The organism is Flavobacterium aeripolare, from assembly GCF_013294025.1.
GTDB lineage: Bacteria > Bacteroidota > Bacteroidia > Flavobacteriales > Flavobacteriaceae > Flavobacterium.
The window spans coordinates 93,192-105,478 of record NZ_JABSNL010000006.1 but is presented as its reverse complement, the minus strand read 5'-3'; the positions used below and the strand labels follow the sequence as shown (position 1 = coordinate 105,478).

Genomic DNA, 12,287 nt, shown 5'->3' with positions numbered 1-12,287 from the left:
TTGTTTGTAATTATTATGTTACAAGGCTGTATTCAAAAGCCGTGCCATTACAGTTTCCCCATTTTAGCCATTACAAATAAAATCACGATAGGAATTGTCAACAGCACTACCATAAAAGTATGCTCTATAATTAATGATGGCTGTGTTGCCAGTGTAACAATATAACCACCTATTGCTCCACCAAAGTGTGCTGTGTGGCCTATGTTATCATTTTTTGCTCGCATGCCATAAATAGAATATAAAAGGTATAGAATCCCGAATAAATAAGCAGGAATAGGAACAATAAAAAATAACCCTAACATCATATCAGGACGCAGTAAAATCGCTGAATACAGCACACCCGTTACCGCTCCTGACGCTCCAACGGCTCTATAATTGTAATCGTTTTTATGAAATAATATTGTAAGTAAACTACCAAAAAGCAAACTCGCCATATAGATAATAATAAATGAAACAGTTCCCAAATAGCCAATAACTACTGGTGCAAAAAAGTAAAGCGTTAACATATTAAAAGCGAGATGTCCTATATCTGCGTGTAAAAAACCAGAAGAAAACAATCGAACTTGCTCGCCTGCGCGAATACTTCCCATGTGAAATTCATATTTTCGAAAAAAACTAATGTCATTAAAGCCTTTAAAACTCATTAAAGCATTAGCTGCGATTATAATAATCAAGATGGTATTCATAAATTTATTTTATAATTTCAGTAAATATAAACATTCTTAAAGGGACGCGTTTGCAACTTTTTAATTTTTTAACGCTATTCATTTTTGCCTTACCTTTGCAACAAAATTTATTGCATGCAATTTCTAGTATATATAATCGCTTATCCTTTTCTGTGGTTCGTTTCGATACTTCCATTTCCTATTTTTTACGCCTTGTCTGATGTGATCTATTTCTTGATTTATCACGTTATTGGTTATCGTAAAAAAACGGTTAGAAGTAACTTAGCATTAGCACTACCGCACTTATCTGAAGAAGAAAGAAAAGTGATCGAAAAGAAATTCTATCAGCATTTTTGTGATATGTTCTTAGAGATGGCAAAAACCATGACGATATCTGAAGAGGAAATCAACAAACGTTTTGTAATAACAAATCCTGAACTAGTAACAGAATACGAACAAAAAGGCAAAAGCATCATGTTGCTAGCTTCGCATTATGCAAGTTGGGAATGGTTGCTCGCGCTTAATAAAAAACTATCTTTTCAAGGGGTAGGTGTGTACAAGAAATTAGCCAATAAATATTTTGATAAATTAGTAATAGACATACGATCTAAATATAATACAAAGCTTGTTGTTACTAGAGAAACGATCCCGTTAATCGCTAACAATCAAAGAAAAGGAATTTTATCAATGTACGGTATGGCTAGTGACCAATCGCCTAAGAATGACCGAATTATTCATTGGGGAAATTTCATGGGTATCGATGTGCCAGTGCATACTGGAGCTGAAGTTTTAGCAAAAAAATACGATTTAACAGTGCTTTTTGCTAAGGTAGAAAAGGTAAAACGTGGCTACTATCAAGCCACCTTGATTCCCTTGACAGACGAGCCTAAATCAATTCCTAATTTCGAAATCACAAACCAATTTATTAAAGAGGTTGAGAAACAAATTCATGAAGCTCCTGAATATTATTTCTGGACGCATAAAAGATGGAAACATAGAAGATAAAGGCACTTTTACTTTATATTAACTAGCGGTTTGAGTTATATTCTTTAATTTTGTTAGTATGAAATTAAAGATCAACAATAAATATAGTACACTACTTCCAGCAGATCCCGAGGAAGCAAATGGAACACGCCAAGTTACTGAAACAGCGTTTTCTTATATGCGTCCTACAGTTCCATCAAAACCAGAATTGATACACTTTTCTAAAGAGACTGCCGCCCTAATTGGTCTTACAGAAACAGATGCTGCAAGTCCTGCGTTTACAGCTATTTTTTCTGGAAAGGATCTTCTTGAGGGAACACGTCCTTATGCCATGAGTTATGCCGGACACCAATTTGGTAATTGGGCTGGACAACTAGGCGATGGTAGGGCGATTGTACTTACTGAAATCGACGTGCAAAATAAAAATTATACGTTACAACTTAAAGGAGCTGGGCCTACTCCCTACTCTCGTCGTGCAGATGGTATGGCAGTGTTGCGCTCGTCTATAAGAGAACATTTGTGCAGTGAAGCAATGTTTCATTTGGGCGTTCCCACAACCAGATCACTATCATTACTATTAACTGGCGACCAGGTTTTAAGAGACGTGATGTATGATGGCCACGCCGAATATGAAAAAGGTGCAGTCGTTTGTAGAGTAGCACCCTCTTTTATACGATTTGGAAATTTTGAGTTGTTTGCTTCTCAAAATGATATTCCGAACTTAAAAAAACTAGCCGATTTTACCATAGAGCAGTATTATCCTGAAATAAAAGGAGATGATAAAACACGTTATGCAGCCCTATTTGAGGCTGTAGCCAATAATACGCGCAAAATGATTGTGCAGTGGCAACGTGTGGGTTTTGTTCATGGTGTAATGAATACTGATAATATGTCAATCCTAGGGCTAACCATTGACTACGGCCCTTACGGATGGCTAGAAGACTATAATCCTGACTGGACACCCAATACCACAGATCGCGAAAATAGAAGGTACCGCTATGGAAATCAGCCCCAAATAGCATTGTGGAATTTGTACCAACTAGCAAATGCTTTGTATCCCTTGATCGAAGAGGCGGCTCCATTAGAAACCGTTTTACAAGCTTATCAAGATCAATACGAAGCGGATTATACGGCCATGATGAATGAAAAGTTAGGCTTGGCTGCTTCTCTAAATGACACCAAAGAATTAATTGGTTTGCTTTCGCAAAATTTACTCTTGCATGAGACCGACATGACTATTTTCTTTAGACTATTAGCACAAATCAAGCAAGCAGATGATGAAGAATTGGCTTTCAAAAAAATTAGTGATGCCTTTTACAATCTGGAAAAAGTAAGCAAGGAAACTAAAGAAACGTGGTTATATTGGTTTACGCAATACATAACAAAATTGAAAGCTGAAAAAGCTACTGATGCTGAAAGAGCTATAAAAATGAATCAAGTAAATCCTAAATATGTATTGCGCAATTATATGGCACAACTGGCTATAGACCTAGCCGAAAAGGGAGATTATAGTTTGATTACTGAATTTTACGAGTTATTGAAAAAACCCTATGATGAGCAGGAAGCTTTTTCAAATAAATGGTTCGCAAAAAGACCCGACTGGGCGAGACAAAAAATAGGTAGTTCGATGCTATCTTGTAGTTCTTAAAACTGCATTGATGCTTTTTGTAAGTATAAAAAAAGCCCTTTTACTTATTACTAGTAAAAGGGCTTTTCTATGCATTAACTAAACCACTTGTCAATTAAATGATCATCGATGGCTACAGCTTTTTTATGTGTAAATTCGTTTGTTGCTTTATTATAGTCGTATTCTAAAGCCCATTGCTTGTGATTTGCAGCTAACGCTTTGATGCTCTCACATACAAATTCAATCTCAGCAGAAGTCGTTGTAGGATGAATAGACATTCTAATCCAACCCGGCTTTCTTATTAGGTCTCCTAGGGAAATTTCGTCAATTAATTTATCTGATGTTTCTTGATCAACATGCAATAAAAAATGACCGTATGTACCGGCACAACTGCATCCCCCACGTGTTTGAATTCCAAAACGGTCGTTCAAAATCTTAACACCCATATTAAAATGGAGGTCATCGATATAAAACGAAATCACACCCAATCGATCTTTGTGTTGAGCAGCGAGAATTTTAATATTAGGAACTAAACCTAGCGATTCAAAAACGTAATCAACTATCTCATGCTCTCTATCTAGCATGTTGTCGATTCCCATTTTCTCTTTTAATTGAACCGCAAGTGCCGTTTTTATAACTTGTAGAAACCCTGGCGTTCCTCCATCTTCACGATCTTCGATATTATCGATAAATTTATGTTTACCCCATGGATTTGTCCATGAAACAGTTCCTCCTCCTGGATTATCAGGAACGAGATTTTGATACAATTTTTTATTAAATACGAGTACTCCTGGAGTTCCAGGACCGCCCAAAAATTTATGAGGCGAAAAGAAAATAGCATCTAAGTACGCCTCTGGATCAGCTGTAGGATGCATGTCAATAGTCACGTAAGGCCCTGAACAAGCAAAATCTACAAAACAGAGTCCGTTGTTAGCATGCATCACTTTTGCAACTTCGTGATATGGTGTGCGAATTCCTGTTACATTAGAACCAGCAGTCAAAGTGGCAATCTTAAAAGTTCTATCCTTATATTGCTCAAGAATGGTTTTAAAATTTTCCATACAAAAAAGACCTTCCTCATTTGAAGGAATCACCACCACATCGGCGATGGTTTCTAACCAAGTAGTTTGATTAGAGTGATGCTCCATGTGCGAAATAAATACAACTGGTTTCTTCTCAGCAGGAATCGTTATAAAATCTTTCAAGTTTTCTGGAACACGCAGCCCTAAGATACGTTGAAATTTATTTACAACCCCCGTCATTCCTGTTCCATCAGTAATTAGAATATCGTCTTCACTAGCGTTTACATGATGCTTGATTATGTGTCTCGCCTTATGATAAGCCTTTGTCATTGCAGTACCTGAGATGGTAGTTTCTGTATGGGTATTGGCTACAAACGGTCCAAACTCATTCATCAGTTTCTCCTCGATAGGTCGGTACAATCTTCCGCTAGCAGTCCAGTCAGTATAGATAATTTTTTTTGTTCCATAAGGCGAAACAAACTCTTGATCTATACCTATAATATTTTCTCTATACTGTTGGAAATAACGTTCTAACTTGGTCGTTTTTTCTGTTGCAATCATCTCGTTCTAATTTTGCCTCAAATATACAGAAATTTAAGGGTTTTACTATTCGAGAATAGTCAAAACCGTCCCTAATTTCTACTAAAATGTAACTATTTAACGATTATCTACCGCCATTTGCTCTTAAATCTGCAAGACACTGCGCATCTAGCTGTGGTACCGCACCAGCAGCAGCCATTGCACCTATCCCTACTTGCATCTCTGACGAAAAATACATCAAGCAGCTCTCTACCACGCAATGTTTACTATTATCAGGATCCTCATGATTGCTTTGTAAAGGCGCACCCAAATTTGTCAAACCCAGAATATGTCCAAATTCGTGCTCCATAACCGTGGCTTCTAGTAACGACCGCGTATTTGAAAACGGGTTGCTACTCGTGTTTCTCCTAATGGTATTTTCGAAAATAACAAAGGAAGTATTGCGATAGGCAATTCCTAACACGACACTGTTCCCTTCATTCTCAGCCGAAGCACCATCAGAGAAATAAGCCCAAACAGCGATTTCAGTGCCATTGTTAAATTTAGTTCTATTAGCATCTTCAATTGCAGCAATATCTGTGGTGGTATAGACCGTTTTAGCTGGTGATTCAATCTCTCTTTTTAATACGGTAATGCCTCCAGGTTTAAAAGTACGTGCTTCAATAAAAGAAACAAAGTTAGCAACCGCAGCCGCAGATGGCTCAAATCCTTTTACATAAACTAGCTCGACAACCATACTTTTAAATTTGGCGTCAGAGAGTAAATCTCTTGAAGAACTACCCGTTACTTTTTTATTGTTGACCGTTACTAAGGCTGTTGCCTCTTCGCTAGTATCATCTGTTTTTGAACAGGCTGTTCCTAAAACGGCTAGTAAAAACAAGGCGCTTATAACCTTACTCGCTTTCATCATTCTTAATTTCATTTGTTTTTTCTTGTATTTATTAAAGTGGTATTTAAATATAAATACGCAAAAAATCACATTTTAGTTTAAGCTAAGCATACAAATAGCTCATTTTAAAGCATTAAAAATTGATTAAAAGCTAGTACAAATACAATTACTCTGCAGACAATAGTTCGATAAGTGCGTCGTGACCTTGCATCGCTGCATGATTTAGTGCCGTGTTTCCGCGATTGTCTCTGATGGTTTTATCGGCACCGTTTGCTAAGAGAAATTTCACAATTTCAGTTTGCCCAAAAGTACTCGCATAGATTAAGGCAGTCGCATTATTTAAATTCGTTAGATTAATATTGGCTTTGTTTTCGATCAAAATTTTTACAATTTCTAAATTCCCTTTAAAAGCCACGCCCATCAAGGCCGTGTTTCCTGATTTATCTTGTGCATCTATCAGTGCGCCTTTGTTAATCAACATTTGTACTGTAGCAACTTCATTGTTGTATGCTGCTAAAATTAAAGGCGTAAACCCTTTGCTATCTACTGCGTTTATGGTGTCTTGATTCATCTTGTATTGTTTTTCGATTGCTGTAATATCTCCGTTTCTAGCGTTGTCAAATATTGACTGTGCTTGTGTCGTTGCTGTAATTATCAATAATAGCAACAAGTATTTGATTTGCATGTTTTCAATGTAAATAAGGGGAAATAGTGCTACCTCCCCTATCTTTTATAAATATAATTTAATTTCTGAAGTCTTTTTGAGAGAATCCTAATTTTTCTGCAACTCGCATTCCGAAATTCGAATCTGCTCTGTAGAAAAACGTAATCATCTTTTTCTGGATTTCTTTGTTGGTCACCTGGCCTAAATCACCACACAAGTTCTTGATTAAATTGTCTTGCTCTGTTTTACTAAGAGCTCTGTAAAAATCTCCCGCTTGCGCAAAATCATTAGTTTTAGTAATTTTCTTTTGCGTTATAGTAACATTTGTAAAGTTTGTCTCTGATTGCTTGAATTTACTATTATCAGCAAATGAAGCTTTGTTACTTGGTTGGTAATTAACGTCAGGGTTTTCAAACTTTTTATTAGCAAAACTACCGTAGCCATTTGAGTTGTAATTTACTGCTGGCTCTAGCGGTTGGTTGATTTTTAACTGTTGGAAATTACCTCCCAAACGGTAACGCTGTGTATCAAAATATGAAAACAATCTTCCTTGTAACAATTTATCCTCTGAAGCTTCAATTCCAGGAATGAAATCCGCTGGTGAAAAAGCGATACTTTCTACTTGCTCAAAATAATTCACAGGATTTTGATTTAACGTCATCGTTCCTATTTTGATTTTCTCAATTTTATCAGCAGGCCAATCTTTGGTGGCGTCTAAAGGCCAGAAATCAAAGGATTGTAAATCCTCTGGAGCGATCATTTGTACGTATAAATCCCACTGCGGATAATTTTTATCGGCAATGTCTTTTCTCAAGCTCATTGTCGCGTGCTGCCAGTCTATGCCTTGTTGCTTTGCAGCCTCTTCTATTGTCATGTTTTTTACACCTTGTTTTGTAACCCATGAATATTTTACATAAGTCACTTTTCCAGCTGCATTAATCCACTTATAGCCGTGTACACTGCTACCATCCATGTACTGATACCCTTGAGGAATTCCTAAATCAGTATACAATCTCGTAAGCATGTTTGTCGATTCAGGAACGTTTGAGAAAAAGTCAAAAAATCGGTTTGGATCTTGCTTGTTAGTTTCTGGAGATGGTTTTAATGAATGCACCATATCAGGAAATTTCATGGCATCTCTAATAAAGAAAACAGGTAAATTATTCCCCACGATGTCATAGTTTCCTTGCTCAGTATAGAACTTAACTGCAAAACCACGCGGATCTCTTAAAGTTTCTGGAGAACCATTCCCGTGAATTACAGTCGAAAAACGAACAGCCAAGTCGGTTTTTTTACCCGATTTTGCAAAAAGCACTGCAGATGTATAGGCAGACATGTCTCTCGTCGCCTCAAAATAACCCGAAGCTCCAGCTCCTCTAGGGTGAACTACACGTTCTGGCGTGCGCTCTCTATCAAATGAAGCTAATTTTTCGATTAAATAACTGTCTTCTAATAACACAGAGCCGTACTCCCCTATAGTTTTAGAATTTTGATTGTCACCCACTGGAGCACCATTGTTACTCGTCATGGTTTTTTGCGGGTTTGTTTGTGCACTTGTGGCTAATGCAATTGATAAAGCCAATGCTGATAATAGTAATTTCATCTAATTTGTTTTTTATTGTGGTACAAATATCTCTTGAACAAGTTTATTAATCAAATTAATAATATTTATATTTGTATTAATAAAATCAATAAGCATGACATTACAACAGCTAGAATATGTCGTTGCGCTAGATACTTACCGGCATTTTGTAACCGCTGCCGAAAAGTGTTTTGTCACGCAACCTACTATTACGATACAAGTTAAAAAGTTAGAAGACGAGATAGGATTTGCTCTATTCGATAAAAGTAGTTCACCATTTAAACCCACGGATTTAGGCGAAATGTTTGTGAGAAAAGCCAAAATTATTTTGCGGGAAGTGAGCGATTTAAAAAACATGGTTAATACCGAGCTCGGTAATTTAGAAGGAGAATTTAGAGTAGGCATTCTTCCTACCATTTCACCTTACCTGATTCCGTTGATCTCAGGTTCGTTCTCGCAAAAATACCCCAACTCTATTTTACGAATAGAAGAAATGCAGTCTGAGGCTATAATTGCGGCGTTACAAAAGAAGGAAATCGATATTGGTATTCTTGTCACTCCTATCACTGAGCCTTACATCAGGGAAGTAAATCTATACAACGAACCCTTTGTTTTCTATGGTCAAAAATCAGACGAATTGAATCATAAAAAAACGATAACTACGCAAGATGTGGAACAATTAGAAGACGTATGGTTGCTTGAAAATGGCCATTGTTTTAGGAATCAAGTTTTAAATATTTGCAACAATATAGAAAGTAATAAAAGCATAAAATTCCAGAGTGGTTCTATCGAAGCTTTGAAGCGCATGGTCGATAATTATGGTGGTTTTACACTAGTGCCTGAAATGGCAATCAATAAAAATGATCAAGGTTGCAGTATTAATTTCTCAGATCCCAAACCCATTAGAGAAGTTAGCTTAGTAGTGCATCACTCTTTTTCGAAAGATACTTTGATTGAAGCTTTACGGACAGAAATATTAGAAAAAATCCCAAAAGACTTTATTAAAAAGAAGAATTTTATGAAAATAAATTGGCGTTAATTGCAACCGCTTTTTATTCGAAAATAAGCCAGCGCGAAAATATCTTAAATTTAAAGGTGCATCTGTAGGCGGTATCAAAATTATTATTACTACATTTATTTTTAGGTCTAAGAAAGCGACTGTAAAACAACAATGTGTTTAATAGAATAATGCATCACAGTTAGGGTGAATTTCAAAATACGCCCATAGCTTTTTTAAAAATTGATTAAAATGAAAAATGACAGTACCAATTATACTACAGAAAAAGTAGCAGAAAATACCATCATAGAAGGAAGTATGAAACCAGCAGTTTTTGCAGCAGATGCAGCGTCAGGATTAAATTCTACGAGAATGAAATACAAGCCCATGCTTGACGATACCATTCTTTTTAGAGACGAAACTAGCGTAGAAACTAAGAAGCATAGCATAGCACAATTGATTGAAAAACTAAATGTAATTGAGAATCTTCGCTACAAGCGCACCGTAGAGGATACGTATTGCAATGTTTATTCTTTTGATTATTGCCATTTCAACAATGTTTATTTACCTACAGTCTGGTGGACAGATGAAGCCATTGAAAGATTGCAAGCCGGAGAAGATGTAACACCTATATATAACGACACCGTAAAAACAATTTACTCTAGTGCCATCACGGATTGGTTTGTAAAATGGGGCCCAGCTTTTGGGTGGAAACGCACCATGGACGTTAATGAATTACAAGAAAAAGTGAATAATGAAGGCGCTATAGGAATTATATGTGCCAAAAGAAAAATTAGAGGGCTCTCTGGACATATAGTTCCTGTTGTTCCTGAAACCGCTGCACATAAAGCATATAGAGAGGACGGACGCGTAATTTATCCTTTACAATCACAGGCAGGAAAAGTGAATTATAAGTATTTTGCCAAGGTTAAAAAAGACTGGTGGAACAATGCTTTGTATTCCTCATCTGTGTTTTATTATCATGACTAAATTTACAATTTATACTACAATATATTAGACTGCTTTCTCACATGGGAAAGCAGTTCTCTTTTAAGTTTGTTTTCACTATCCTTTTGCTTTTATTTTCGAAAAAAAAGTATTTGATATTAGTACCAACTAATACATTAAAAAAGAACAGCTTACAAAAATTATAACTTTAAAATATTCGAACAAAACGGTATAAATAAGACTGTTTTTAAACGGCAGAAAATTTAACAGTTCGCAGCTATCATTTGCTGTTGTATTTTCGAAAAAAATGGAGTAGTTTTGCACTTTGGAAAAATACAAGAAGAAACAAAAACTAATTTTGGATCTTCGTCTTCTTAAAAGATTGTCTCAAAAGGAATTACAGTGCGGTTACAAGTCGTTATCACCAACTTCAAAAAGCGCTCCTTTTAACAATATTTCGGTCGATCAAAAACTAAATTTCTAAGACTGAAATTAAATTCCTGTAATTTAAAAGTAAAATCGTTTTTTGTTGCTTAACAGCTTAATGTTCCTACTTCAATTTGAGACACATTATAAGTCGTTTAAACAAAAACCTATAGGATAAAAAAAAGCAAAACAGTATATAACACCTAAAGAAAGCCATCGTATAAATGAAAGAAAATCACAAAACAAAATATTATTGGGGTATTGGTTTAGAAAATGAAACCTACTTACAATTTGAAGAATCTTTAATCGTTAGTGGTGCTTTTATACAGGAAAAAATAGGTAGGGAAAAATACAGTATTGATTACACAAAAAACTACAAAGAGGACAGTTTAGCGCCGCTACTAGAAAAAGCATTTATTACCGATGAGAACTATGCTGTAAGTCGTATGATGAACAGTCACTCATTAGAAAAACTAGATGTAAATTTTCAACATAAAACCATTTCGTTGCCAAGCGTTGCTTTAAGCGAAGAAGAAGCTGCATTTGCTACACCACTTACAATTGACAACCCTGAATTTCTAGGGAAATCGATAATGGAAACTTTTTTAGAAAAACAACCGTACAATATTCAGAGTATGATTACTCAAAGAGAAAAGACCATGGGCTCTGTTCACTTTGATGGTGACTCTATTGAATTTGTTACTAAATACTTTGAAAATAGAACCGTTGTTGACTCTTGCAAAGAACTGAAAGCAACTAAGAAGATATTTATTGATAGGCTTAATGACTCTAATGTACTAACAGAAAAATTACGTTTTCCTGATTACAACTCTGGGTTAAATATGTTCATGACCAATCAAGAAAACTTAGTATTGTTCAATAATGGAACCTACCATTTTCACATTACCTTACCTACCCTTACTGAGGATAGCCGTATTGTTGACTACGATGCTTTTGAAAAAACCCATGCTAATGCAATTTACATGCTGCAATGGTTTGAACCTTTCTTTATCGCAACCTTAGGGAACCCAGACATTATGGGAGTAATTTGTGAGAAACACAATCTTGACAAGAATTTCACTATGGGGTCTATGCGCAGTGCCATGTCAAGATATATTGGCGTGGGTACCTACCATAAGGCTATGCCAAAAGGTAAAATACTTACTTACAAAGTAGATGATTTTAGAAAGTTATTGAAATTCTCGCAGGAAGATAATATCTGGTGGAGAGATCGTATTGAAAGCGAAATGGAGTACGAACTACTTCCTGAAGTTGGCTTGGATTTCAATCAAGAAAAAATGTATCAGAGTGGTTTTGAGTTTAGAAGTTTAGACGAATTTCCTGCTGATTACTTAAATGACGTATTGTATGCCATTATATTGCTATGCGAACATTCATTGCACTTACCCGATGTGAAATGGGGTCACGATAGCGCGGCTTGGAATAACTTGGTTTTTAATTCTTTAAAATCAGGATACAAAACGACAATTAGCGATGATGAAAAAGCAGAAATCTTAGCTACTTTACAAATACTTGACGTTAACGATGCTAACTATGATAGCTTAAAAGTAGCATTTGACGCAATTACAAAATTAGATGCTTTTTTCTTTAAGATTATTGCTGTCTTGTACGATAAATATAAAGACAACAACATTTGTTTAGACAGCATGTTTGGAACCGAAACTAGCTCTGCTCCTTACTGGGAAAACTATAACGAAATCCAAACGATGTTTCACAAAAAGCAAATTACACCCTTAGAAGAAGATGCGGTAGTGTTAGAGAGAACGGTACCCTCTAATAAAACTATTGAAACTACAATTGTATAAAAGGAGTTTCTGTTAAGTGTTTGCAACCGCTTATATAATCTAAGCGATAGCATATTTTAATATATTTATAACTTGTGTTGGCTTTATTTTCGAAAAAAAATTTTTAATTTTGAGCGT

General features: G+C 35.7%; 10 protein-coding genes. 5 read left to right on the top strand and 5 right to left on the bottom strand.

Annotation, left to right across the window (positions count from 1 at the left end):
• Positions 1 to 47: 47 nt before the first annotated feature.
• Positions 48 to 686: a rhomboid family intramembrane serine protease gene (locus HNQ00_RS08660; protein WP_173837935.1), complete on the bottom strand. Its 639-nt coding sequence runs from the start codon at positions 684 to 686 to the stop codon at positions 48 to 50.
• Positions 687 to 800: 114 nt separating this feature from the next.
• On the opposite strand from HNQ00_RS08660, the gene HNQ00_RS08655 reads away from it, so the two are divergent.
• Together HNQ00_RS08655 and HNQ00_RS08650 are read left to right on the top strand one after the other, a co-directional pair.
• Positions 801 to 1,670: a lysophospholipid acyltransferase family protein gene (locus HNQ00_RS08655; RefSeq protein ID WP_173837934.1), complete on the top strand. Its 870-nt coding sequence runs from the start codon at positions 801 to 803 to the stop codon at positions 1,668 to 1,670.
• Between the two features lie 58 nt (positions 1,671 to 1,728).
• On the top strand, positions 1,729 to 3,297 hold the full coding sequence (locus HNQ00_RS08650) for a protein adenylyltransferase SelO (RefSeq protein ID WP_173837933.1): 1,569 nt from the start codon (positions 1,729 to 1,731) through the stop codon (positions 3,295 to 3,297).
• A 74-nt stretch (positions 3,298 to 3,371) separates the two neighbouring features.
• Here HNQ00_RS08650 and HNQ00_RS08645 read toward each other — a convergent pair whose 3' ends face one another.
• From HNQ00_RS08645 to HNQ00_RS08630, 4 genes are all read right to left on the bottom strand, one after another.
• A complete protein-coding gene (locus HNQ00_RS08645; RefSeq protein ID WP_173837932.1) occupies positions 3,372 to 4,859 on the bottom strand; it encodes an aminotransferase class V-fold PLP-dependent enzyme in 1,488 nt (495 codons plus the stop codon).
• A 103-nt stretch (positions 4,860 to 4,962) separates the two neighbouring features.
• Positions 4,963 to 5,760, bottom strand: coding sequence for a zinc metalloprotease (locus HNQ00_RS08640; RefSeq protein ID WP_254598467.1), 798 nt, complete (start codon positions 5,758 to 5,760; stop codon positions 4,963 to 4,965).
• A 133-nt stretch (positions 5,761 to 5,893) separates the two neighbouring features.
• A complete protein-coding gene (locus tag HNQ00_RS08635) occupies positions 5,894 to 6,412 on the bottom strand; it encodes an ankyrin repeat domain-containing protein (RefSeq protein ID WP_173837931.1) in 519 nt (172 codons plus the stop codon).
• Positions 6,413 to 6,470: 58 nt separating this feature from the next.
• Positions 6,471 to 7,994, bottom strand: a complete 1,524-nt coding sequence (locus HNQ00_RS08630; RefSeq protein WP_173837930.1) for a catalase — start codon at positions 7,992 to 7,994, stop codon at positions 6,471 to 6,473.
• A 94-nt stretch (positions 7,995 to 8,088) separates the two neighbouring features.
• On the opposite strand from HNQ00_RS08630, the gene HNQ00_RS08625 reads away from it, so the two are divergent.
• The 3 genes from HNQ00_RS08625 to HNQ00_RS08615 all read left to right on the top strand — a co-directional run bounded on the left by HNQ00_RS08625 (position 8,089) and on the right by HNQ00_RS08615 (position 12,170).
• Positions 8,089 to 9,012 carry a LysR substrate-binding domain-containing protein gene (locus HNQ00_RS08625; RefSeq protein WP_173837929.1) on the top strand — a complete coding sequence of 308 codons (924 nt, stop codon included), beginning with the start codon at positions 8,089 to 8,091 and terminating at the stop codon, positions 9,010 to 9,012.
• A 210-nt stretch (positions 9,013 to 9,222) separates the two neighbouring features.
• Positions 9,223 to 9,960 carry a hypothetical protein gene (locus HNQ00_RS08620; RefSeq protein WP_173837928.1) on the top strand — a complete coding sequence of 246 codons (738 nt, stop codon included), beginning with the start codon at positions 9,223 to 9,225 and terminating at the stop codon, positions 9,958 to 9,960.
• Between the two features lie 608 nt (positions 9,961 to 10,568).
• The gene (locus tag HNQ00_RS08615) at positions 10,569 to 12,170 is read left to right on the top strand and encodes a hypothetical protein (protein ID WP_254598460.1); all 1,602 of its coding nucleotides are present in this window, start codon (positions 10,569 to 10,571) and stop codon (positions 12,168 to 12,170) included.
• Positions 12,171 to 12,287: the final 117 nt, after the last annotated feature.

Bases quoted from the DNA above. Each gene is read 5' to 3' on its own strand.
- HNQ00_RS08625 (WP_173837929.1), top strand. From the start codon at position 8,089: ATGACATTACAACAGCTAGAATATGTCGTTGCGCTAGATACTTACCGG.
- HNQ00_RS08640 (WP_254598467.1), bottom strand. From the start codon at position 5,760: ATGAAATTAAGAATGATGAAAGCGAGTAAGGTTATAAGCGCCTTGTTT.
- HNQ00_RS08655 (WP_173837934.1), top strand. From the start codon at position 801: ATGCAATTTCTAGTATATATAATCGCTTATCCTTTTCTGTGGTTCGTT.
- HNQ00_RS08620 (WP_173837928.1), top strand. From the start codon at position 9,223: ATGAAAAATGACAGTACCAATTATACTACAGAAAAAGTAGCAGAAAAT.
- HNQ00_RS08630 (WP_173837930.1), bottom strand. From the start codon at position 7,994: ATGAAATTACTATTATCAGCATTGGCTTTATCAATTGCATTAGCCACA.
- HNQ00_RS08645 (WP_173837932.1), bottom strand. From the start codon at position 4,859: ATGATTGCAACAGAAAAAACGACCAAGTTAGAACGTTATTTCCAACAG.
- HNQ00_RS08650 (WP_173837933.1), top strand. From the start codon at position 1,729: ATGAAATTAAAGATCAACAATAAATATAGTACACTACTTCCAGCAGAT.
- HNQ00_RS08635 (WP_173837931.1), bottom strand. From the start codon at position 6,412: ATGCAAATCAAATACTTGTTGCTATTATTGATAATTACAGCAACGACA.
- HNQ00_RS08615 (WP_254598460.1), top strand. From the start codon at position 10,569: ATGAAAGAAAATCACAAAACAAAATATTATTGGGGTATTGGTTTAGAA.
- HNQ00_RS08660 (WP_173837935.1), bottom strand. From the start codon at position 686: ATGAATACCATCTTGATTATTATAATCGCAGCTAATGCTTTAATGAGT.